The 22,743-nt window shown below is 37.3% G+C and carries 22 protein-coding genes and 1 tRNA gene; 14 read left to right on the forward strand and 9 right to left on the reverse strand.

The window, feature by feature from the left end:
* The first annotated feature begins 89 nt into the window (after positions 1–89).
* A complete protein-coding gene (gene ispE, locus V9G42_09855) occupies positions 90–914 on the forward strand; it encodes a 4-(cytidine 5'-diphospho)-2-C-methyl-D-erythritol kinase (GenBank protein ID MEI2759717.1) in 825 nt (274 codons plus the stop codon).
* On the opposite strand, the gene V9G42_09860 is transcribed toward ispE, so the two are convergent.
* Together V9G42_09860 and V9G42_09865 are read right to left on the reverse strand one after the other, a co-directional pair.
* A complete protein-coding gene (locus V9G42_09860) occupies positions 915–1,364 on the reverse strand; it encodes a hypothetical protein (GenBank protein MEI2759718.1) in 450 nt (149 codons plus the stop codon).
* 128 nt (positions 1,365–1,492) lie between these two features.
* Positions 1,493–1,654 carry a hypothetical protein gene (locus tag V9G42_09865; protein MEI2759719.1) on the reverse strand — a complete coding sequence of 54 codons (162 nt, stop codon included), beginning with the start codon at positions 1,652–1,654 and terminating at the stop codon, positions 1,493–1,495.
* Positions 1,655–1,763: 109 nt separating this feature from the next.
* Between V9G42_09865 and V9G42_09870 the strand changes: the two genes are divergently transcribed.
* Positions 1,764–2,057 (forward strand): DUF721 domain-containing protein, encoded by a 294-nt coding sequence (locus V9G42_09870; protein ID MEI2759720.1) that lies wholly within the window; start codon positions 1,764–1,766, stop codon positions 2,055–2,057.
* Positions 2,058–2,263: 206 nt separating this feature from the next.
* On the opposite strand, the gene V9G42_09875 is transcribed toward V9G42_09870, so the two are convergent.
* A tRNA-Lys gene (locus V9G42_09875) sits at positions 2,264–2,336 on the reverse strand.
* A gap of 89 nt (positions 2,337–2,425) precedes the next feature.
* Positions 2,426–3,586 carry a hypothetical protein gene (locus tag V9G42_09880; GenBank protein MEI2759721.1) on the reverse strand — a complete coding sequence of 387 codons (1,161 nt, stop codon included), beginning with the start codon at positions 3,584–3,586 and terminating at the stop codon, positions 2,426–2,428.
* A 51-nt stretch (positions 3,587–3,637) separates the two neighbouring features.
* Here V9G42_09880 and V9G42_09885 point away from each other — a divergent pair, with 51 nt between their 5' ends.
* From V9G42_09885 to V9G42_09895, 3 genes are read left to right on the forward strand one after another with little or no spacing between them, the layout of a single operon-like run.
* Positions 3,638–4,444 (forward strand): SDR family oxidoreductase, encoded by an 807-nt coding sequence (locus V9G42_09885; GenBank protein ID MEI2759722.1) that lies wholly within the window; start codon positions 3,638–3,640, stop codon positions 4,442–4,444.
* 10 nt (positions 4,445–4,454) lie between these two features.
* Positions 4,455–4,985 carry a tetratricopeptide repeat protein gene (locus tag V9G42_09890; protein ID MEI2759723.1) on the forward strand — a complete coding sequence of 177 codons (531 nt, stop codon included), beginning with the start codon at positions 4,455–4,457 and terminating at the stop codon, positions 4,983–4,985.
* 2 nt (positions 4,986–4,987) lie between these two features.
* A complete protein-coding gene (locus V9G42_09895; protein MEI2759724.1) occupies positions 4,988–6,928 on the forward strand; it encodes a tetratricopeptide repeat protein in 1,941 nt (646 codons plus the stop codon).
* A gap of 46 nt (positions 6,929–6,974) precedes the next feature.
* Here V9G42_09895 and V9G42_09900 read toward each other — a convergent pair whose 3' ends face one another.
* Positions 6,975–7,682, reverse strand: coding sequence for an FKBP-type peptidyl-prolyl cis-trans isomerase (locus V9G42_09900; protein MEI2759725.1), 708 nt, complete (start codon positions 7,680–7,682; stop codon positions 6,975–6,977).
* Between the two features lie 222 nt (positions 7,683–7,904).
* On the opposite strand from V9G42_09900, the gene V9G42_09905 reads away from it, so the two are divergent.
* From V9G42_09905 to nth, 6 genes are read left to right on the forward strand one after another with little or no spacing between them, the layout of a single operon-like run.
* Positions 7,905–8,585 (forward strand): metal-dependent hydrolase, encoded by a 681-nt coding sequence (locus V9G42_09905; GenBank protein ID MEI2759726.1) that lies wholly within the window; start codon positions 7,905–7,907, stop codon positions 8,583–8,585.
* A gap of 29 nt (positions 8,586–8,614) precedes the next feature.
* Positions 8,615–9,448 carry an AAA family ATPase gene (locus V9G42_09910; protein ID MEI2759727.1) on the forward strand — a complete coding sequence of 278 codons (834 nt, stop codon included), beginning with the start codon at positions 8,615–8,617 and terminating at the stop codon, positions 9,446–9,448.
* Between the two features lie 60 nt (positions 9,449–9,508).
* Complete coding sequence (locus V9G42_09915; GenBank protein ID MEI2759728.1) at positions 9,509–10,399, forward strand: ParB/RepB/Spo0J family partition protein; 891 nt, start codon at positions 9,509–9,511, stop codon at positions 10,397–10,399.
* 12 nt (positions 10,400–10,411) lie between these two features.
* Positions 10,412–11,008, forward strand: coding sequence for a DUF5683 domain-containing protein (locus V9G42_09920; GenBank protein MEI2759729.1), 597 nt, complete (start codon positions 10,412–10,414; stop codon positions 11,006–11,008).
* Positions 11,009–11,011: 3 nt separating this feature from the next.
* The gene (dapB, locus tag V9G42_09925) at positions 11,012–11,725 is read left to right on the forward strand and encodes a 4-hydroxy-tetrahydrodipicolinate reductase (GenBank protein ID MEI2759730.1); all 714 of its coding nucleotides are present in this window, start codon (positions 11,012–11,014) and stop codon (positions 11,723–11,725) included.
* A 4-nt stretch (positions 11,726–11,729) separates the two neighbouring features.
* Positions 11,730–12,371, forward strand: a complete 642-nt coding sequence (gene nth / locus V9G42_09930) for an endonuclease III (GenBank protein ID MEI2759731.1) — start codon at positions 11,730–11,732, stop codon at positions 12,369–12,371.
* Here the strand turns inward: nth and V9G42_09935 are convergent.
* On the reverse strand, positions 12,368–12,982 hold the full coding sequence (locus V9G42_09935) for an L-threonylcarbamoyladenylate synthase (protein MEI2759732.1): 615 nt from the start codon (positions 12,980–12,982) through the stop codon (positions 12,368–12,370). The two genes, nth and V9G42_09935, sit on opposite strands and share 4 nt — an antisense overlap.
* A 41-nt stretch (positions 12,983–13,023) precedes the next feature.
* Positions 13,024–14,082, reverse strand: coding sequence for a hypothetical protein (locus V9G42_09940; protein MEI2759733.1), 1,059 nt, complete (start codon positions 14,080–14,082; stop codon positions 13,024–13,026).
* Positions 14,083–14,259: 177 nt separating this feature from the next.
* Between V9G42_09940 and V9G42_09945 the strand changes: the two genes are divergently transcribed.
* From V9G42_09945 to V9G42_09955, 3 genes are read left to right on the forward strand one after another with little or no spacing between them, the layout of a single operon-like run.
* Entirely contained in the window at positions 14,260–15,921 is a 1,662-nt protein-coding gene (locus tag V9G42_09945; protein ID MEI2759734.1) for a hypothetical protein, read from the forward strand.
* A gap of 33 nt (positions 15,922–15,954) precedes the next feature.
* A complete protein-coding gene (locus tag V9G42_09950) occupies positions 15,955–19,980 on the forward strand; it encodes a PKD domain-containing protein (GenBank protein MEI2759735.1) in 4,026 nt (1,341 codons plus the stop codon).
* A 6-nt stretch (positions 19,981–19,986) separates the two neighbouring features.
* Complete coding sequence (locus tag V9G42_09955) at positions 19,987–20,490, forward strand: GNAT family N-acetyltransferase (protein ID MEI2759736.1); 504 nt, start codon at positions 19,987–19,989, stop codon at positions 20,488–20,490.
* A gap of 207 nt (positions 20,491–20,697) precedes the next feature.
* On the opposite strand, the gene V9G42_09960 is transcribed toward V9G42_09955, so the two are convergent.
* Both V9G42_09960 and tsaD read right to left on the reverse strand, forming a co-directional pair.
* Positions 20,698–21,582 (reverse strand): hypothetical protein, encoded by an 885-nt coding sequence (locus V9G42_09960; protein MEI2759737.1) that lies wholly within the window; start codon positions 21,580–21,582, stop codon positions 20,698–20,700.
* A 108-nt stretch (positions 21,583–21,690) separates the two neighbouring features.
* Positions 21,691–22,728: a tRNA (adenosine(37)-N6)-threonylcarbamoyltransferase complex transferase subunit TsaD gene (gene tsaD, locus V9G42_09965; GenBank protein ID MEI2759738.1), complete on the reverse strand. Its 1,038-nt coding sequence runs from the start codon at positions 22,726–22,728 to the stop codon at positions 21,691–21,693.
* Between the last annotated feature and the right edge of the window lie 15 nt (positions 22,729–22,743).

Genomic DNA, 22,743 nt, shown 5'->3' on the forward strand with positions numbered 1-22,743 from the left:
TAATTTTGTTTGCAATGGCAAAAGTAACATTATTTGATTATGTCTGTTGATTGTTGAAACTTGACTAAAAATTATCTTTGCCGGCAATTATGCTTAATTTTCCAAATGCTAAAATCAATCTGGGGTTATTTATAACCTCTCGTCTTGAAGATGGTTATCATACATTGGAAACCTTGTTCTATCCTACCAACTGGTGCGACATTTTAGAAATAACGGAGAATAAAAATTATAGCAAATCACAGCCTGAAGTCAGTTTTCATTTATCCGGATTATCGGTTGATGGTCCAACCAATCAGAACTTATGTTGCAAAGCCTATCATCTTCTTAAAGATAAATTCAATTTGCCGCCTATACATATTTTTCTGCATAAGCAAATACCTACAGGTGCAGGACTTGGTGGTGGCTCATCTGATGGTGCACACACGCTTCTGCTTTTAAACAATTTGTTTGGTTTAAATATTAGTCATGAAATACTATCGGAGTATGCATTAAAATTAGGCTCTGACTGTCCGTTTTTTATTTCCAACAAACCATCTTTTGCTACTTCAAAAGGTGAAATACTGAATGCTGCACCTGAAATTTTAAGAGGAAGTTTTTTAGTAATAATAAAGCCTTCAATAGCTATCTCCACAGCAATGGCCTATAGCAGGATAAAGCCTGAAATACCTGAGAGAAATATTGCAGAAATTATAGCTATGCCAAAAGGAGAATGGAGGCATTTTCTGAAAAACGATTTTGAAAAAACTATTGTTAAACAATTTCCTCAAATAGAAAAACTAAAAACAAACCTTTATCAAGCCGGGGCATATTATGCTTCTATGAGTGGCAGCGGATCTGCTGTATTCGGGTTGTTTCAAGAAGAAGTTAAACTCTCTTTTCTGAAAAATGAACAACATCATTCAGCATGGCTTTAATTATTTTTTACGTCCCAGCATAAAGGTGCCGTAAAGATTAAAAAACACCTGCTTGTTTTTGGCAAATGCCATAATAGGAATCTTTTTGGCATAAGCATCAAGCATCACTCCCACTTCAACTGCTGTAATTCCATCATTCATTATGTTGTATTCAAACATCACACCCGACTTTAAAAACACGCCCGGATATAGTTTCATCTCATCTAGCCCTTTTGTAAATTCTGCTTTTCCATAAATACTCTGCTTGTCATGATTTTGATTATTTGGATCGTATTTTTCAACCACACGCTGGCCATTTCCGGTGGCAAATATCAAATACACAGGTTTGGTAAGTCCTAACGATGGCCCACCGGTTGAGTTCCATCTGATTTCAAAATGTTTGCGTTCTGCCTTATCAAATAAAACACGTTCGTAACAAAAACCTCCATGTAGAACCAATAGAGAGTTCATTTTTCCAAAAACAAAAGTCTTAGGTCGTTCAGACAAGATAGCTTACCGATTTATATTCCTTTGGATGTTTCATGCTCACCATTTCTATCTCAAACATTCGTTTTCGGTTAACTGTCAGGTTTTTGCCTTTACGAAACATTACCTCCCCAACCGCTGCTATGCAGGGTAGCGCCAATGGAATATTCATTGGAATAACGCAATGGCAAGTCCTCTACATAATCATACCGAACGTCCTGTGCGGCTACTCCTAACGAAAGTAAAAAAAACAGTCCTGTCAGCCTTAAATACATTGAGCAAATCTAAAGTATTTTTACTTCAGTCAGTTGTTTCAAAATTTTCATTCAATTTAATTTTTTGCACAAGACATTTACATTTCTTTCAAAAATTTAACTTTGTGACATGTTCAGAAAAACAAATGAGGAAAGTCTTAAAGAAGTTATTGAGCAACTGTTGGACACCTACAAATTGCGTGATAGAATCAATCAGGTAAAGCTGCAACAAAGTTGGGATGAAATTATGGGCGAGATGATCAGAAAACGAACAGAAAAGTTATTTCTTAAAGATCACACATTATATATTTATCTCAATTCTGCACCCTTAAAAGAAGAACTCAGTTATGGTCGCGAAAAAATAATGAGAATGCTCAACACTGCCCTCGAAGGTGATTTTATTAAAGAGGTTGTTATCAGATAGGAAAAGACTTTAATTCAAGTCAGATACTGCAAAGTTTGTTATAATCTAATAACACAAATAGCTCAAAGACTATTTCTTGTACCATTAAAACAGCTTGTTGACGTACGCATATAGTGTGGCTTGTAGAAAACGACTGTTTGGGCTACATTAAAAGCGAAGACCACCAATGAGTTACAAAGGTGGTCTTTAAATAAATCGTTTTTAAGTGATCCCGCTGGGGCTCGAACCCAGGACCCCTACATTAAAAGTGTAATGCTCTACCAGCTGAGCTACGGAATCGGGATTTTTAATAACGAGGGCGCAAAAGTATTGTTATCCGTTTTAATTAACAAAAGATTTTTGCTTTTTTATTAACAATAAGCAGCTTTTTATGTAAAAATCGGATGTCTTTCAAATGGCTTAGTACGGTCAAAAAGATATCTGTATGTAATAAGTGTCCTGCTACGCCATGAGCCTAATGACTCAGCGACCGACACCATTTTAGGATTGAAATCGCCTATCCATTGTAATTCACAATCTTCGTACTGCGTTTCTTTACGAATAATGGTGACCCCTTCTATTATCATAAAGCTATCTACACCCTTGCCCTGAAATTCAGGAATAACTCCAAACACAAGCCCAATCATTCTCTTTGAAACTCTTCGCTTCAGCATTAAAATAAACCGCAATTTTTCAAACCACCCAAACCTGCCATTAAAATGTTTGAATATTTGATTGATGTCAGGCAGGTTAACCCAAAATGCAATAGGTGTATTTTTATAATATACATACCAAATTATTTTTTCATCCATTACAGGCTTCATCTTTTTGAAAATTTGCTGTACTTGTTTTGATTCCAACTCCTTGCCGCCATGCTTCACCCATGCTTTGTTATATATAGCTCTGAAATCTTCTGCAAACTTTTCTAGTTGTGATTTTTTGATATGTATTGCTTTATAGTCTTTATCGGCCTTTATCAAGGCATGACGATCGTTAAATTTCCCGTCCAGCTCGCTGCGTACTTTTAGTCCATAGCAATATTGCTTGAAATAAATTTCAAATCCATACGACTCAAAAAACTCCTGATAATATGCTGGATTATAATTCATTTTATATGGCGGCTCATGAAAACCTTCGGAAAGAAGTCCCCACCAGCTGTCGCGTTCGCCAAAATTTATTGGGCCATCCATTGCCTCAATGCCTCTATTGGCAAGCCAGTCCTTTGCTGTATCAAAAAGTTTAAATGCAACTTCTTTATCATCAATACATTCAAAAAATCCCATGCCACCGGTTGGCTGTTTGTTATTCTTTGTTGCCGTTTTTTTATCAATAAAAGCTGCAATACGGCCAACAACTTTATTCCTGCTGTTTTTTAAAATCCATCGCGTACACTCTCCATGTTTGAAAAATTTATTTTTAGCAGCATCAAAAACAGATTCAATATCATCGTCTAATGGTTGAATCCAGTTAGCATCAGAGGCATAAATCTGCTTTGGAAGTAATAAAAAATCTTTCTTATGTCCGGCAGTATTAACTTCAATAACTTGCATAGGCTGCAAAACTACTTATTTTTGCCATGAGCATTTTATTCACTTTTTTCATTGAAAAATAAAGTCGTCATTATTACAGGAGCCACATCAGGAATAGGTAATGCCTGTGCACGATACTTTGCACAGCAAGGTTGTCACATTGTTATTGCAGCACGAAATGAAGAGAAACTTAAACGCATTGGCAGTGAGTTGAAATCTCTTTACGGCAATTGTCTTGCAGTGCCAACAGATGTAGCAATAGAAGCAGATTGTAAAAATCTTATTCAGAAAACTATTGAGACCTTTGGCTGTATTGATATTCTGATTAACAATGCCGGCATTTCTATGCGTGCTTTATTGAATGATGTTTCAATAAACGTGATGCATCAGGTTATGGATATTAATTTTTGGGGAACAGTTAATTGCACAAAATATGCTTTACCCTATCTAATAAAATCGCAAGGCTCTGTAGTAGGTGTTTCATCAATTGCAGGTAAGAAAGGGCTTCCTGCACGTTGTGCCTATAGTGCCAGTAAGTTTGCTATGGAAGGTTTTCTGGAATCCTTGCGTATTGAAAATTTAAAAAACAATTTACATGTTTTAGTTGCAGCACCGGGTTATACAGCAAGTAACATCCGAAATACTGCTTTAAATAAAGATGGCCATCAGCAGGAAGAGTCTCCTTTGGACGAATCTAAATTAATGAAGCCTGAAGCAGTAGCTTATGAAATTTACAATGCTGTTTTACACCGTAAACGCGACCTTGTGTTAACCACCAATGGAAAACTTACCGTATGGTTAAACAAATTTTTTCCGTCTTGGATGGATAAAATAGTTTATAATTTTGTAGCAAAAGAACCCGATTCACCATTTAAATAATCTAATTAAAATGTCAATAAGAACAATAATTTTTTGTGTACTGCCATGTATGTTACTTGCAGCATGTACTAATACCAAGCAACAGCTAAAAGACGAAATAGACGCTAAAGAAAAACTTTTGTACGAAAACAAAAACGGACGCATTAACACAAAACTGGCCCGCGAAGTAATCATTCATTACCGCTATTATGCAGAAAAATTCCCTGACGATACTTTGTCTGTTGAGTATCTGTTTAAAGCTGGCGATGTTTCTGTTGGTATTGCTGCCTATGACAATGCATTAGAGTATTTTAAAATCATTACAGAGAAATATCCAAAAAGTAACAGAGCCGCCTATTCGCTTTTTCTGCAAGGATATATTAGCGAGAATAACCTGGAAGACACATTAAACGCAAGGAAATATTACAATGAGTTTTTGGAAAAATATCCTAATAATGAAATGGCTGAAAGTGCACGTTTCTCAATATTAAATCTTGGTAAAAGTGCAGAAGATGTAATGAAGCAAATTGACGGAAACAAAGACTCAATTTCTGAAAAATAACGATGGCAAAAAGCAAGAAACAGAAAGAGAGTATTGCTGAAGCACATCAGAGAAAACAACAGCAAAAAGTTGCTGAGGCAAGAAATCGTAATATTAAAATTCTTCGAAGAATTCTTGCCTTAATATGTGGATTGTGTGGTGTGATATTATATTTAAACACATTGCATCATGGATTTGTGTTAGATGATTATTCTGTAATTCTTGAAAACCGTATTACCAAACAAGGCGTAAAAGCTATACCTCAGATTTTTTCTTCATCCTATAGAAGTGGATATTATTTAGGCACTGATGAACTGTATCGTCCTATTCCAAAATCAATCTTTGCCATTTCATGGAATTTGTTTGGCGACAATCCGTTGCCACTACATTTACTGAATATTGTTCTTTATGGGGTTACAGGAATTGTGCTATTTAATTTTTGTTACCTGCTTTTTCCAAATTTGATTTTTTCTTTTGTTGCATCAATGTTGTTTGTCTTGCACCCGGTGCACACAGAGGTTGTTGCCAACATAAAGAGTGTTGATGAAATACTGAGTTTTCTGCTTTGCATTTCTGCCTGTATTTTTTTAGTACGTTATGTTCAGACAAAAAAAATTGCCACATTAGTCTTAACCTCTATTTGCTTTTTCACAGCATTGCTTTCCAAAGAATCATCCATAACTTTTTTAGCAATACTTCCGTTGCTGATTTTTATAAAGTCTGTTAAAAAAGAAACTTCATTAAACTGGAGCGCAGCTATAAAACCAATACTCACACTGGTAGCATTTGCGTTTCTGTTTCTTATAATTCGTCATTCTGTTCTTAGTAAAATAGCAAGTGGCGATCCTTCAATTGCCGACAATTTATTGATGGCAGCAAAATCTTATGATCAGAAATTTGCAACGTCCATTATGATTTTAGGAATGTATTTAAAACTTCTTTTTATTCCTCACCCTTTAGTTTTCGATTACTCATTTAATCAGATACCATTGGTCGGAATGGGAAACATCTGGTTTATTCTTTCCCTGGCCATTCATATAGGACTTTTGCTTTGGGCTGTTCTTTTATGGAAGAAAAACAAACTGTTGTCATTTACCATACTGTTCTATTTTATTTCCATGAGTATTTATGCCAACATTTTTTATATGATAGGCTCATCTTTTGGAGAACGATTTTTATATACTGCCAGTTTTGGTTTTTGTATGGCTGTAGCTTATGCATTATCATTGCTAAGCAAAAACCAAAATGCCGAAACTGTTTCTTCCTTTTTTAAAACCAACCTGACTGTTTTTCTAATATTATTTCCTGTTGCAGGGGCATTCGCATATAAAACAATTACAAGAAATACCGTCTGGAAATCGAACTACACTTTGTATGCTAACGATGTTAACCTTTCCCCAAACAGTACAAGAACACATTATTACTATGGGAATCTTTTAGCAAAAGACGATTTTCAAAACGGAAAAACAGATCAGGAAAAAGACTCTATTCAAAAACTGGCATTGAGTGAGTTGGAAAAGTCAGTTGCTATTTTTCCATTTGGTGATGCTTATAATCAAATGGGAATTATTTATAATAAAAGAAAAGATTATAAGAAATCATTCGAGAACTATCAGCTTGCCATGAAGGCCGCACCTAACGACCCAATGATTCAGAACAACTTAGGCTCATTATATTTTAATATGGGTCAAATACCGGAGGCAAAAGCATGTTACGAAAAAGCTGTTCTGTTGAATCCCTCCTATTCCGAAGCATGGATGAACTTAGGCAGTGCCTGCGGAATGATGAAACTATATGATGAGGCAGTAACCAACTATTTGAAAGCAATAAAATTTGATCCAAATCTGGCTCAGGCATATTACTATCTTGGCCTGACCTATCGTTTTAAAGGCGATCAACAAAACTCCGCTTTCTATTATGATAAAGCTGCAAAGATGGATCCCGAGAAATACGGAAAGAAATAAAAAAAGCTGCCTTTACAGACAGCTTCTCATTTTATTTTTGCTTTGATTACTTATCAATAGAAATTAATTCTACTTCAAAAACCAATGTTTCATTTGGACCAATTGCCCCACCTGCTCCACTCTCGCCATAGGCTAGGTTTGAAGGAATAAACAACTTCCATTTAGAACCTACAGGCATTAATTGTAATGCTTCTGTCCATCCCGGAATTACCTGATTAACGCCAAACTGTGCAGGTTGACCTCTCTCCACTGAGCTGTCAAATACTTTACCATCAATAGTTGTTCCATGATAATGTGTTGTTACTTTATCGGTTGCTGTTGGTTTTGGACCATTACCTTCTTTAATAATTTCGTACTGAAGGCCGCTTGGTAATGTAATCACACCTTTGCGCTTGCCGTTATCTTCTAAGAATTTTTTACCTTTTTCTAAGTTAACACCTGCTTTGGCTTTCGCTTCCTGATCTTTCACTTTTTGCTTTTCGCCCATATAGGCACCAATACATGCCTGAACCTGCTCCATTGTTAAAGCTGTTTTTTCACCTTTCAAAGCCTCGGATATACCTCTTGAAATTAGGTCAACATTCATGTCAGTAAGTCCGTCCTTTTTCATGTTTTCACCAATAGAAACTCCAATACCATAGCTCACAGAGTCTAAAGTTGTTGTGATGGCTTGTGATCCACCTGTGTTTTTCTGTCCACATGCGCTAAAGGCCATTGCCAGAAAACCAAAAACTGTTACATTAAATTTATTCATTATATGCTTTTTTTAAATCCGCGCAAATATAGACTTATATCATTAGCAATATCATGCCGGAGAAAATAAAACTGAGATTCTTTTATTCGCATTTTGAATGTTAATAACTCTATATGAATAGCCCGTTAACTTGCCATTTTGTTTATAATTTTATGAATGTGCAAACCATAATGCAGCTATTTTTGTGAATTGCTATAAAAGCGATGTATTGTACTGATTAAGATGAAAGTTACTTACTACGGACATTCTTGTTTTCTGCTCGAAGTTGCCTCAAAAAGCATACTGTTCGACCCATTTATTACCGGTAACCCTTTGGCTGTGGACATTAAGATTCAGAGGATTAAGGCCGATTATATCCTTATTTCTCATGGACATGGCGATCATATTGGCGATGCTGTTGAAATTGCACGTCAAACCAATGCATTGGTAATTAGTAATTATGAAATCTGTAACTGGATTCAGGATAAGGGTATCAATCAAGTGCATAGCATGAACATTGGCGGTCACAAACTATTTGATTTCGGCAAGCTGAAATGTGTAAACGCCATTCACAGCAGTTCTTTCCCTGATGGTACTTATGGCGGCAATCCGATGGGTTTTTTATTGGAAACAGCAGAAGGCAATCTCTACTATTCCGGTGACACTGCCCTAACCTATGACATGAAACTTATAGGTGATTACAAAAGAATTGACTTGTGCATGCTTCCTATAGGCAACAATTTTACTATGGGAATAGACAATGCTTTAATTGCTTCGGAGTTTGTAAAATGTGACCGTATAATTGGTATGCATTACGATACATTCGAACAGATTAAGATTGATCATGCAGAGGCAAAAGATAAATTCAACAATGCAGGCAAGGAACTCATTTTAATGGACATTGGCAGTGCAATGACTTTTTAACATAAAAAAACAAAAGAAAAATAAAATAAATGGCTAAAATAATCTCGATAGCAAATCAAAAAGGAGGAGTAGGAAAAACAACGTCTGCTATAAATCTGGCAGCTAGTTTGGCAGTGCTCGAATATAAAACCCTGTTGATTGATGCTGACCCGCAGGCAAACAGCACCAGTGGTGTTGGATTTGATCCACGAAAAATCACCAACAGTATTTACGAATGTATCATCAATGATCTTGATCCATCTAAAGCAATACAGGAAACACAAACACCAAATTTGTTTCTGCTGCCTGCTCACATTGATTTGGTTGGTGCAGAAATTGAAATGATAAATCTCTCAAACAGAGAATATATGATGAAGCAGGTAATTGATAAAATTTCTGCAGACTATGAATTTATTATTATAGATTGTTCTCCATCATTAGGCTTGGTAACCATCAATGCACTCACCGCTTCCGACAGCGTAATTATTCCTGTTCAGTGTGAATATTTTGCACTCGAGGGTCTCGGTAAATTACTCAACACCATCAACATTGTTCAAAGCAGGTTAAATCCAAATCTGGGAATTGAAGGTATTTTACTAACCATGTACGATTCGCGTCTGCGACTGAGCAATCAGGTTGTTGAAGAGGTAAAAACACATTTTCAAAATATGGTATTCAGTACCATCATTCAGCGTAATACCAAATTGGGCGAAGCTCCCAGCTTTGGCGAAACAATTATTATGCATGATGCCAGCAGCAAAGGTGCTATTAACTACCTGAATCTGGCAAGAGAAATTCTGCAAAAAAATAATTTAACCGGGGTGCCTACACAACGTGAAAAATTATTTAAGGCAGAAGAAACAAAAAAAGTTAGAATGAACTAAATTATTCCTAAAACCGTTTCAAATTTAAACTACGGTTTCAGATTAAAACCAAAATATAGAATGTCACAAAAAAAATCGGGTCTTGGTAAAGGACTAAGTGCCTTGCTTGACAACAGCGTATCTGTAAATGAATTTAAAGAGATTGGCACAGTAACGCCTAATGCACAAATTACATCCCTTCCTGTTGACCGAATTGAAGCCAACCCATTTCAGCCACGTAATGAGTTTAAAGAAGAAGAATTATTAAACCTTGCAGACTCCATCAGAGTGCATGGACTGATTCAACCTATTACAGTAAGAAAACTTTCTGCCGATAAGTATCAGATAATTTCGGGTGAAAGAAGATTTCGTGCAGCACAATTAGTAGGCTTAACAAGTGTTCCTGTTTTTATTCGTCTTGCAAACGATCAGAGCATGCTTGAAATGGCATTGGTTGAAAACATTCAACGCGAAAATTTAAATGCAATTGAAATAGCCATCAGCTATAAAAGACTTATTGATGAATGTAAACTAACGCAGGAAGACCTTGGACTTCGTGTAGGTAAAGACCGCACAACGGTAACCAACTATCTTCGTTTGTTAAAGTTACCACCACAAATTCAAACTGCCCTTCGTGATGATAAAATAAGTATGGGACATGCACGTGCCATCATCAGCATTAGTGACCCTGTTATGCAGTTGAAAATCTTTAATGAAATTCTTGAGAATGATTTAAGTGTTCGCTCGGTTGAAGATATAGTACGCGGCTCATCAAAAAATGAGAAGAAACAACCAAGCATCAGCGAAAAATTTATTAAAGGAATAGAATACAAACATATTCAGAAACGTCTGGAAGATAAGTTTGAAACAAAGATAGAAGTGAAGCATCGCAAAAACGGTTCGGGACAAATAATGTTCACCTATTTTTCTACTGACGATTTAAATCGTTTACTCGATATTCTTGACGCTTAAATTTTTGTCTGCATGAGGCTGTGGCTATTGGTTGTTCTGTTTTTTACGGCTTACTGCGTAAATGCCCAACAGGACACCATGATTTTTAAGGCCAAAACAAATATTGTTGTTCAGGACGATACAGTTAAACAGGCTGCTGTTTTATCTCAAAAGATTCATCAACACTCTCCTCATAAAGCTACCATCTACTCTGCTATTATACCCGGATTGGGTCAGGCTTATAATAAAAAGTATTGGAAGATTCCTGTAATCTATGGACTTACAGGCGTGTTAACTTATTTTGCAATAGACAACAACAAAGAGTATGTGGTTTATAAAGATGCCTATAAATGGCGACTCGATGACAACAGTGCTACAGTAGATAAGTTTGAAGGCATTTACTCTGATGAGGACTTGCGGATTTTAAAAAATTATTATCGCAGAAACCGCGACCTGTCTTTTATCGGAATGGGTGTTGTTTATTTGTTAAATGTAGTTGATGCTGCAGTAGATGCACACTTGTTTTATTTTGATGTCAGTGATGATTTATCCTTAAAGGTGCAACCCGGAGTACAACCCATGAGTCATACTGCATTTGCCGGCCTAAAATTGAGTTTACTAATTAAATAAGATATGAAAATTGCATTGTTGGGATATGGTAAAATGGGCAAAGAAATCGAAGCTGTTGCTGATGAGAATAAACATACTGTCGTTTTAAAAATCAACACTGCAAATTTTAATCAACTGAATAAAGAGTCTATACAAAATGCTGATGCTGCCATAGAATTTTCAAGACCGGAAACTGCTGTGGCCAATGCTAAATTGTGTATTGATGCAAATGTTCCTGTAATTATTGGTACCACTGGTTGGTATGAACACAAAGCAGAATTAGAGCACTATTGTATTCAAAATAATGGAACGGTTATTTATGCTTCTAACTTCAGCACCGGTGTAAACATTTTTTTTATCATCAACGAAATACTTTCTCGACTTATATCTCCTATGAAATATGATGCATGGATTGAAGAAGTGCATCACATTCATAAAAAAGATATTCCAAGTGGAACTGCTATTACTCTGGCAAATGATATTCTGAAGCACAACAAACAATATTCAGGATGGACCATTAATGATGAAGAAGGTAAACTTCCCATTTACGCACAACGCATTGACGAAGTAACAGGTTTTCATGCTGTTTCTTTCCGTAATGAAGTTGACACTATTGAAATTACTCACAATGCTTTCAGCAGAAAAGGATTTGCAATTGGTGCAATAAAAGCTGCAGAAATGGCTTTGACAAAAAAAGGGTTTTATGAGTACAAGAATCTCTTAATAGAAAAAACCTGATTTTATGTTGCTAAAAGAGCGATATAAAATTGTAATCAGCTATTTCAGGAAAAACATGCCTGTGGCAGAAACAGAATTGGTTTACAAAAATCCATATCAACTTTTAGTCGCAGTTATTCTTTCTGCTCAATGTACAGATAAGAGAGTAAACATGGTTACACCTGAATTATTCAAAGCCTTTCCAACTGCTAAAAAACTGTCAGAAACAGAACCGGAAGAAGTTTTTGAGTATATTAAATCCATAAGCTATCCAAATAACAAGGCAAAACATCTTGTCGGTATGGCACGAATGCTTTTAGAAAAGTTCGAAGGTATTGTTCCATCAGAACTTGAAGATCTCATTCAGTTGCCGGGTGTAGGAAGAAAAACTGCCAATGTAATTTCATCTGTTGTATTCAACAAAGCAACCATGGCTGTTGACACACACGTTTTTCGTGTGGCAGCAAGGTTAGGTCTTACACGCAATGCAAAAACACCCTTGGCTACAGAAAAGCAATTGGTAAAACATATTCCCGAAGAATTAATTGCCACTGCACATCACTGGCTTATTCTGCATGGACGTTATGTTTGTACAGCTCGAAACCCTAAATGCAGTACTTGCGGATTAAGAGATGTTTGTGTCTTTTATAAAAAACATCCGGTTTAAGTTAACACCCCCTTACCTTCGCGCACAACAGTAATTTCGTCTGATGTGCAATCAACAATTGTACTTGGCACATTACCTCCTGCTCCACAATCCACAATCATATCAACCATTTCACTGAACCTTTCATAAATTTCATCAGGATCGGTTAAGTAATCTGTAATCGGATCATTGACAGCATGCAAGGAGGCCGACATTAAGGGATGCCCCAATTGCTGAATGATGGCTAAAGTTACCTTTTGATCAGGAATTCGAATACCAATATTCTTTTTTCTTGCTCTGAATATACCGGGCACTTTGGTTGATGCTTCAAGAATAAATGTAAAAGGCCCTGGCAGCGAACGATTCAACAACTTATATACACTACGGTCAAAAGGTTTGGTATATTCTGCAATGTTTTTTAAATCATTACACAGAAAAGAAAGGTTAGCTTTTTCAGGTTTTACACCTTTAAAACGACTTACTTTCTCTATGGCTGGCAAGCTGTAAATGCTGCAAGCCAAAGCATAAACGGTATCGGTTGGAATAATAATAATGCCATCTTCATTCAGACATTCAATAACTTTCTTGACTTTTCTGTCATCAATATTATTCTCGTTAATCTCTATCAACATTGCATTTTTGTTTTACTAACAACAAAAAATCAACAATAAGGTTAATCTTTCCAATCGGCAATAAACAGATTGGTGTCATGTGTGCCTCCGTTGTTTCTGTTACTTGAAAATATCAACTTCTTGCCGTCAGGAGAAAACATAGGAAATGCATTAAATACACTCTGATCGGTAATTTGTACCAATCCTGTTCCATCAACATTAATCATATACAACTGAAAATTAAATCCGGATTTTGATTCATGATTTGATGAGAAAAGAATTTTTTTTCCTGATGGATGAAAGAAGGGTGCCCAGTTTGCTTTGCCTAGATGTGTAATTTGGTTTAGATTCTTTCCATCAACATCACACGTATAGATTTCCATATTTGTTGGTGCCACCAAACCTTCGCTTAACAACTGTTTGTATTCTTGAATTTCCTCAGGAGTTTTTGGTCTTGATGAGCGGAATACCAATTGTTTACTATCCGGTGAAAAAAATGCACCTCCATCATAACCCAATCCAAAGGTGATTTGCTTTTGATTGCGGCCATCAATATCCATTGTCCATAATTCAAGATCACCGGTGCGATCACTTGTAAAAACAATTTTTTTTCCATCAGGAGAAACAGTTGCTTCTGCGTCATAGCCCGGTGCGTTGGTGAGTTGTTTTACAATTTTACCATTCAGGTCTGCAACAAAAATATCGTAGGTATTAAAAATCGGCCATAGGTATTTTCCACCACGTCTAAGGTCACCTGTTTCAGGACATTTATCCCCTCCCAAATGTGTGCTTGCATAAAGAATGGTTTTATTTCCCGGCATAAAATATGAGCAGGTAGTACGGCCTTTACCGGTACTGATTAAAGGAGGTTTACTATCTGCTTTCCAGTTGTTGAGGTCTAATAAAAATATCTGATCACATTCTACACCCCATGCTTTATTGTTTGATTGAAAAGCCAATTTGTTATTGTCAAAACTAAAGTAAGCTTCGGCATTATCACCACCAAAAGTTAATTGTTTAATATTTGTAAGATGTTTATTTTCAATAGTATCAACATCTTGAGCTAATGTTAAATTTAAGCTAAAAGGTAGTAGAAGTAAAAGGCACTTGAATCGTTTCATAATTTTAAAATTAAGTCGCGAAAGTACCCCTTTTGATAGTGCGACTTGGCGTGATTTTTGTCAGTTGTGGATAATATTACGAAATCATTACAAGACCCTTTAGCGATATTTTTCTACAAAATACTTTGTTTTTGATTTCCTTAACATATCTTTGAAGTTACTCTAAATTGAATTAAGATGAAAAGAATTTTATCTGTTGTACTCACTATTCTGATTGCAAGTGCTAGTCAGGCACAAAATGTAGGTATTGGTACCAATGTTCCAATGCAAAAATTAGATGTCATTGGAAAAATCAGATCATCAACGCTAACCGGTGTAGGTAATCGTTTTGTTATGGCCGATCCCACAGGTACACTCAATGTAGGCTCAAGTGGCTTGCTTGATTCAACAGCATGGCTTACACTGGGGAATAGTTCAATTGATACTACAAAGAATTTTCTTGGAACATTAACAAACACACACATTTTATTTAAAACAAATGGCAATGCTGCCACAAACGAAAGAATGCGTATTCGATCTGGAGGAGAAATAATAGTAAACAACACTTCTGTAGGTATCAACAATGGCGATGTATTTTCTGTTTATGCAACAGGAAGTACTAATGGTAGTAGTGGAGCACTTAGTCCAATTGGTGCATTTGCATTAAATGGCTATTCAGCTACAACGGGTATTGGTGTTTCAGGAGCTAATTCAGGCACCGGTGTTGGCGTATGGGGGAGTTCTTCTTCCGGTTATGGAACTGTGGGTTTTTCAGGAGCAACAAATGCTTTTGCAGGTATGTTTCAGAATTCTAATGCCAATGGAACAGGTCTGCTTGCTACAGGTAACAATCTTGCAGGAACATATTTAGTAACTGGTTCGGCAGGCTCATTTAGAGGAAATAATTTCGGTATAATTAATTTTTCAAACATCAGTTCTGCAGCTGTTTCGGGCAGTGCAGTTTGGGGCAGTAATAGAAAAACCATTATCACAAGTTATCTTGGTGGAGCTGGCGTAACAGGCATTGATTCTGCAAATGGTTCGGGTGTAATAGGTGTATCCTTTTTTGGAGGGAATGAAGGTGTTACCGGTATTGGTAATTCAAATAATGGTACAGGAGTATTTGGTCAGGCTGGAATGGGAGCGTCACCTTATGCAGTATGGGGTGTTGTAGCTACAGCATCAGGAACCAACGCCACTTCAATTGCAGTTGCTGGAGATAATACATCAACAGGTGCTAATGCAATTGGTATTCTTGGGCAAGAAGTGGCTGCGCCCAACAGTCCTACACGTTATGCAATTTTTGCGAACGGTGATTTAGCTGCTTCCGGCACAAAAACTTTTGTCATTGATCATCCACTTGACCCATCAGGAAAGTTTCTGAAACATTTCTCCATGGAGTCGAACGAAGTATTAAACTATTACAGAGGAAATGTTGTGCTTGATGCGAATGGCGAGGCAACTATTCAACTGCCATCTTATTTCAACAGTATTAATAACACCAATTACAACTACAACCTCACTCCTATTGGTGCACCCGCACAACTTTATGTTAAGACTGAAGTTTCCGGTAATAACTTCGTCATTGCCGGAGGCGTTGCCGGAATGAAGGTTAGTTGGACACTGACTGCCGAAAGGAATGATCCCTATTTACAACAAAATCCAGATAACCGCTTGGTTGAATTACCAAAAACAGGTGATGCCGCAGGAAAGTATTTAGTTCCTTCATTGTTTGGTCAACCGGAATCTGCAGGAATTTACTACAAACCTATTCCACAAAAAATTTCTATAAACGAAAAATCGAAAGATACACCGTTAATTAAATCAAGAGATTTTACACAACAAAGTGACTCTAAATAGCAAGCTCATTTCATCATTAAAAACTACATGAGTATGAAAAAGTTTGTTTACTATCTAATAATATTACTATTACCGGTAACGGCATGGTCGCAGTGTATGATGACACCTGTTTCTTTACAAGACAGAATCAACAATGCCACTGTTGTTGTTGAAGCCACGGCCATACAGCAAAACAGTTACTGGAACAACAGCAGCGATTTTATATACACTTCCACTACACTATCTGTTTCTGCTGTATATAAAGGCGCTGTTCAAGGTAGTCAGATTGCTTTGATTACAGAAGGTGGTACTGTCGGAAACATCATGATTAAAACAGAACCATCATTAGCTATTAAACCGGGACAAAGCGGAATATTTTTTCTGATTCCTCACAGTCAGCCTTCAGGTAGTAAACTGTCAGGAATATTTGAAGGATATGCATTGAGTCAGAGTTTTATTTTGTTTGATGAAACAAGCAATACAGCAACAGGCTCGTTCGAAAATTACAGTGACATCAATGCCTTACGAAATCAGATTATCAATAATACTGGTGGCGTTCAACGAATTTCATCCACAGCACCACAACCAACACCCCCATCTGTAAATAAAATAATGATTCCGCCAACAATTGCTTCTATTGTACCCGCAACAACAACGGCAGGAACATTTTCAACAATTACAATTAACGGGAATAATTTTGGTGCTGCCTATGTAAACGGAACTTCAAACGTTGAATTTCCTGATGCCAATACAGGAGGGGCAAGTTATATTTCTGCGCCACAAAATCATGTTGTATCTTGGACAAACACACAAATACAGGTTTGGGTACCTTCACAAGGTGGAAGTGGGTTAATAAGAGTTACAAACAATCTTGGCGAGACTACAACTTCTGCAATTTCTTTAACCATTAACTACAATGAATCGAATGTTGTTAGCGGTGGAAATTATTATCAACCGGATTTAATTAACAACAACGGAACCGGAGGATATACTTTTCGTTACAACACAACATTTAATGGTAATGCTGCAGCTGTTGCTGCATTTGAACGTGCATTGCAAACATGGCGCTGTGGTACATTTGTAAACTTCAACCGTTCAGGAACTACTGCAACAACTTGTCAGGCTTTAGACGGAACCAACTTAGTGACTTTTGATGGTTCGTGTGCATTGCCTGCCGGTGTTCTTGGTATTTCTTACAGCTATTACAGTGCATGTGCAACAGGTGTGTGGTATCTAAATGAAAACGATTTAAAGTTTCGCACCAACGGGACAGGAGGAATAAACTGGAATTATGGTCCTGCTGCAACAGGTGGTGGTAACTTTGATTTTGAATCGGTTTGTTTGCATGAACTTGGTCACAGCCATCAGCTGGGACATACTATTGTTCCTGTAACAGTAATGAATTATGCCATTGGCCCTAATACTGACAGACGTACACTAACCCCCGTAAGTGAAACTGCCGGTGGTAATGATATTATGAGTCGTAGTGTAGTAACTAATGCCTGCGGTCCAACAGCTATGGTTGCACTCACTGCAGGTAGCTGTGCAATCAATGCACCTATTGCCGAATTTAATGGCACGCCACTTACAGGATGCAATTCACTAAATGTAACATTTACTGATGCTTCATTAAATACACCAACATCATGGTCGTGGTCTTTTCCCGGTGGCGTACCCAATACATTTTCTGGACAAAACCCTCCGGTAATTTTTTATGCCGCACCCGGCAATTACGCAGTTACGTTGACTGTCAGCAATGCTTTTGGAAGCAATACACTAACAAAAACCAATTATGTGCAGGTTGCAACCTGTCCACCACCAACAGTTGACTTTGCCGGAAACCCAACAACAGTGTGTGAAGGTAGTACTGTTCAGTTTGCTGATTTAAGCACCAATACACCTACAAGTTGGAGTTGGACTTTCCCCGGAGGAACACCCGGAACATCTACTGCACAAAATCCTGTGATTACCTATGCCACAGGAGGAGTTTATAATGTTACATTAACTGCAACAAATGCATACGGCAGCAACACATTAACTAAAACAAATTATATAACTGTAAATAACTGCCCGGCACCACCTGCTGCCAACTTTAGCGCATCGCCAACAACCTTATGTTCCGGAGGCACTGTAAACTTTACTGACCTTTCAACAAATTCACCTACATCATGGTCATGGACATTTGCAGGTGGCACACCGCTCTCATCTGTAGCACAAAACCCAGTTGTTACCTACAACACACCTGGAACATATACTGTTACTTTAACAGCAACAAACAGTGGTGGATCAAACACTAAAACAGTTACTGCATATATCACAGTAAATCTTTGCTCTGCTCCTGTTGCATCTTTTTCCGGATTCCCAACTACCATCTGTGAAGGTCAGGCCGTAACTTTTGTTGATCAGTCAACCAACTCACCATCTTCATGGGCATGGACTTTTACAGGTGGTGCACCGGCTGCATCTGCCTTACAAAATCCTGTTGTAAGTTATGCTACTGCAGGCACCTACAATGTTTCATTAACCGCAACAAATGCTTTTGGAAACAACTCCTTTACAAGAACAAATTATATCAATGTTGTTACATGTCCTTCTCCGGGAACGGGACTTATCGTCAATGACGGTTCTCTGATTTTTGTTCAACCTACAGCAATGATGCATGTTGAAGGTGGTGTCATCAATCAGGATAACCTGATTAACATTGGTACATGGGATAATTCAGGTCAGGTGCGCATACAAGGTGACTGGACAAACAATTCATCAGGAAATGCTTTCATTAACAGTAGCCCCGGTGAAGTGGAACTGTTTGGTGCAAACCAAACCATAAGAGGCACTACCCCTACATTCTTCTTTACTTTAAATCTTACCGGCACAGGTATTAAAACACAAAACATTGATGCAACGGTTCAGGGATTACTGAAGTTAAACGACAGGGAACTTGCCACACAAGGAAATGTGATGCATGTTACCAATACTTCACCTGTTGCTATTACACGCACAGGGGGGCTTAATTCAACTCCTGTTCAAGGTTTTGTGAGTAGCACAGGTAATGGTAAGTTGTGGCGAAACACCAACACCACTTCTGTGTATTTATTTCCTGTAGGTTCTTCAATTCCTCCGGCACGATTTCGCCCTGTAGAAATTAAACCCTTAAGTGCATCACCAAATACATTTGCCGTACGCATGGTTAATAATGACCCGAATACTGATGGTTATAACCGTGCTGTACGTGAGCCAACCTTAGGTGCAGTAAATGCAGGATGGTATCAAAAAATAAACAGAGTTTCCGGTAGTTCATTAGCTGAGTTTTCTCTTTATGCCGATGATGCCCAGGATGCAATTGCGTCATGGCCTTTACTAAAACTTTGTCAATGGGGACAGGCTGCCCCGCCTGTATGGTGGAAAGATATTGGCGGTGCTGTAACTCCGGGTGCTTCACCAGTGTTAGGTTCGGTGTTGCGTACCAATTGGAATAATTTCAGCAATACAGAAAATTTTAATATTGCACCGGAATCCAATCCTCTTCCTGTTGAACTACTCTCTTTTACCGGAGAATGTAAAAACAACACAGTTAACCTGCATTGGATAACTGCATCTGAAATAAACAATCATTATTTTGAGTTGGAACAATCCGCAGATGGAAACAACTTTGTTTCTATAGGTCGTGTTCAAGGTAATGGCACCACTATCAAACAGAATTTTTACTCGTTTACAATTGACCAAAATACTGAACGTGCATTTTTCCGATTGAAGCAATACGATTTTGATGGGAGAGCTAATATACTTCCTGCTATTTTAGTTTCATGTAACACAGAAAATCCTGCAACAGTAAACATAAACCTGATGCCAAATCCGGCAAAAGATGTTTTTGTTTCTGACATTTATCTACCTGAAAAAACACAAATAAGCATGAAAGTATTTAATACCATTGGGCAATTGGTTATGGAAGAACAATGGACACTTGATGCAGGTTATCATAAACAGGTAACACAGGTTTCTACTCTTGCTAAAGACATTTACAATATCCGCTATACGGCAAAATCGTTTAACATGGTGAAACAAATTGCTATTGTAAAATAATTACTGATGGCAGAAATTGTATTGCGTAATTTACAAATTGACGATGCAGAAATATTTGCTTTGCATGCCAATAACAGTGCAATTGCAAATAATATGACCAATCAGTTTCCTTTTCCTTATACAAAAGAACATGCATTGGAATTTATCAGAAGGGTTAACAGTTTAAAACCGGCACAGATATTTGCAATTGATTTTGAAGGTGAGGCAATAGGTGCTATTGGACTTCATCCGCAGAATGATATTTTTTTAAAAAATGCAGAGCTTGGGTATTGGCTTGCAGAAAAATATTGGGGCCGAGGATTTGTTTCCGTGGCTATTAATAAAATAGTGGAATATGGTTTTGGCAATTTTGAAATAGATAGAATTTTTGCACGCCCTTTTGGCAGCAATAGGTCATCGCAGCGAGTTTTAGAAAAAACAGGTTTTGTCTTGGAGGCTCGCCTTGAAAAAATTATCTATAAAAACAACCGCTATGAAGATGAGTTGATTTATGCTATCAGGAAAAGGTAATTTTTTAAGTGATGAAACGATTCGGTGAAAAACAATAAAGTAAAGTCAATCTTCAGAGTGGAGAAATCCAATTTATATTTTTTAGGTATAAAATAAAAATTACCTCTGACTGAAGCCAGAGGTAATTCTCTCAAAACAAAATAACTTTCTATAGAGGCAATTAATCACTCATCTTCAAGTTTTAAACTTGATGTGTGTGCCAAAAACCTATCTTAAAACATACGATGTGGCACCACTGAGGTTACCATCAATATACACTTCTATCAGATAGGTTCCAGGGGTAAATATTCTATCATTCTCCTCATAACTCAGGCAATTGTCAACAGTTGCGTTTTCGTAGCGCAGAGAAGAAACAACCGTACACATTACCTCTTCTCCACTAGCCATTTTAAACGATTCTGATCCTGTAGAGCGATTGCCCATAACCTTTCCACCCGGCTCAATGATTCTGAGATAAACATTTTTTTCGCCTGATTTGGCAATTTTATTTTCAAGAACAGAAAAACATACATCCATTTTATTAGTACGTTTTGATAAAGCCGTTGACACAAATTTGCCATTGCCTTTCTTCTTGAAAGTAGAAACTTTGAAATATTCGGACTTCAATACCGATGCTGTGTTGACAGTTGCTTCTAAATTTTTTGAAAGTGTTTCTACAGTGCCTGATAATTGTGTATTATCATCTTTAAGCTTTTGATTCTCTACCATCAGGGCATCTATCTTATCCAAATATTCATCACGCAATTTTTTGAGTGACTCCAATTCGGCCATCAGTTTTTTATTTAAAGCAGTGCTGTTGCCTTCGCTTTTCAATAATTTCTGAATGCGTACTTTCTGTTCATCTATTTTACTATTGGCCTCTGTTAAAAGACTGTCCAGATTGTCATTGATACCCTTGTACTTGTTTAGCTCTTCAATAGTGGCACCCAATTCTTTTTCAACATCAACACGTGCTGTAATGAGGCTGTCTTTGGTAACTTCAAAAACCTCTGTGGTTGATGTGTGATTGCGCCATTGATAAACGTTAAACAATGCCGAAGCAGCAAATAAAACAATCCAAATACGATTATTCCCTTTACTTTGGTTTTCCATGATTATATTTTTATAGATTAATTAACAAAGGTAATATGTAATTCTATCTAAACAACCCCTGTGTGTCAAGGTTTTGAACAGGCACATTGTCAACAAATAAACATAAAATCAGAACACGAAACGGGCACTTGGAGCCACAGAAAGTGTTGAAAAATCTGCCGCAAGATATTTGAAGTATGCCGCAAGGCATATCATGCCACCATTGTCGGTACAAAGCGAAAGAGGTGGAATATGCACTTGCCAGTTACTCTTAACTGCTTCTTCGGTAATGGCTTTTCGTAGTCCGCTGTTTGCCGAAACACCGCCTGCAATGGCAATATTGCTGATGCCTGTTTCAATTGCTGCCTTCTTTAATTTAAGCATCAGTGTTTTTACAATGGTATATTGTACGGAGGCACATAAATCATCTCTGTTTGTAGTAACGAAAGTGGGGTTCTGAACAAGTTGTTTCTTTAAAAAATATAGAACAGAAGTTTTTAATCCGCTAAAGGAATAATTAAGTCCGGGTAGGTTTGCTACCGGAAAATGAAATGCTTTTGGGTTGCCATGCTGTGCATATTTATCAATAAGCGGCCCACCGGGATATGGTAATTCAAATACTTTGGCAATTTTATCAAAAGCCTCACCGGCAGCGTCATCAAGTGTCTGCCCAAGTATTTCCATTTGATGAGGTGAAGTTACTCTGACAATTTGTGTGTGGCCTCCGGAAACTGTGAGACATAAAAATGGAAATGATGGAGTTCTGCCCTCCTGTCCTTCTAAACTTAAAAAATTAGCAAGTACGTGTGCTTTCATGTGGTTGACTTCTATTAGTGGCTTGTTTAATGCAGCACCTATAGCCTTGGCAAAAGAAACACCTACCATTAGTGAGCCAATAAGTCCGGGTCCACGGGTAAATGCAATTGCATCAATATCTTTAAGGTTAATGTCCGCTTCTTGCAAAGCCTGATTCACAACGGGAACAATGTTTGACTGATGTGCCCTGCTGGCTAATTCGGGAACCACTCCACCATATTTCTGATGTACTGTTTGGTTGGCAATAACGTTTGACATAATATGCAAATTGCGACTAACAGCAGCAGAGGTTTCATCACATGATGATTCAATGCCAAGTATTACTATGTCTTTTTTATTCGTTTCCGTCACCTTTTTACACACTAA

It is taken from the genome of Bacteroidia bacterium (assembly GCA_037045145.1).
Taxonomy (GTDB): domain Bacteria; phylum Bacteroidota; class Bacteroidia; order AKYH767-A; family OLB10; genus OLB10.

Coding starts and splice junctions, on each gene's coding strand:
- V9G42_09935 (MEI2759732.1), bottom strand. CDS start 12,982: ATGTTGATAGAGATTAACGAGAATAATATTGATGACAGAAAAGTCAAG.
- V9G42_09950 (MEI2759735.1), top strand. CDS start 15,955: ATGAAAAAGTTTGTTTACTATCTAATAATATTACTATTACCGGTAACG.
- V9G42_09900 (MEI2759725.1), bottom strand. CDS start 7,682: ATGAATAAATTTAATGTAACAGTTTTTGGTTTTCTGGCAATGGCCTTT.
- dapB (MEI2759730.1), top strand. CDS start 11,012: ATGAAAATTGCATTGTTGGGATATGGTAAAATGGGCAAAGAAATCGAA.
- V9G42_09860 (MEI2759718.1), bottom strand. CDS start 1,364: ATGAACTCTCTATTGGTTCTACATGGAGGTTTTTGTTACGAACGTGTT.
- V9G42_09940 (MEI2759733.1), bottom strand. CDS start 14,082: ATGAAACGATTCAAGTGCCTTTTACTTCTACTACCTTTTAGCTTAAAT.
- V9G42_09955 (MEI2759736.1), top strand. CDS start 19,987: ATGGCAGAAATTGTATTGCGTAATTTACAAATTGACGATGCAGAAATA.
- V9G42_09920 (MEI2759729.1), top strand. CDS start 10,412: ATGAGGCTGTGGCTATTGGTTGTTCTGTTTTTTACGGCTTACTGCGTA.
- V9G42_09960 (MEI2759737.1), bottom strand. CDS start 21,582: ATGGAAAACCAAAGTAAAGGGAATAATCGTATTTGGATTGTTTTATTT.
- V9G42_09890 (MEI2759723.1), top strand. CDS start 4,455: ATGTCAATAAGAACAATAATTTTTTGTGTACTGCCATGTATGTTACTT.
- V9G42_09945 (MEI2759734.1), top strand. CDS start 14,260: ATGAAAAGAATTTTATCTGTTGTACTCACTATTCTGATTGCAAGTGCT.
- V9G42_09865 (MEI2759719.1), bottom strand. CDS start 1,654: ATGTATTTAAGGCTGACAGGACTGTTTTTTTTACTTTCGTTAGGAGTA.
- ispE (MEI2759717.1), top strand. CDS start 90: ATGCTTAATTTTCCAAATGCTAAAATCAATCTGGGGTTATTTATAACC.
- V9G42_09880 (MEI2759721.1), bottom strand. CDS start 3,586: ATGCAAGTTATTGAAGTTAATACTGCCGGACATAAGAAAGATTTTTTA.
- V9G42_09915 (MEI2759728.1), top strand. CDS start 9,509: ATGTCACAAAAAAAATCGGGTCTTGGTAAAGGACTAAGTGCCTTGCTT.
- nth (MEI2759731.1), top strand. CDS start 11,730: ATGTTGCTAAAAGAGCGATATAAAATTGTAATCAGCTATTTCAGGAAA.
- V9G42_09905 (MEI2759726.1), top strand. CDS start 7,905: ATGAAAGTTACTTACTACGGACATTCTTGTTTTCTGCTCGAAGTTGCC.
- V9G42_09910 (MEI2759727.1), top strand. CDS start 8,615: ATGGCTAAAATAATCTCGATAGCAAATCAAAAAGGAGGAGTAGGAAAA.
- V9G42_09895 (MEI2759724.1), top strand. CDS start 4,988: ATGGCAAAAAGCAAGAAACAGAAAGAGAGTATTGCTGAAGCACATCAG.
- V9G42_09870 (MEI2759720.1), top strand. CDS start 1,764: ATGTTCAGAAAAACAAATGAGGAAAGTCTTAAAGAAGTTATTGAGCAA.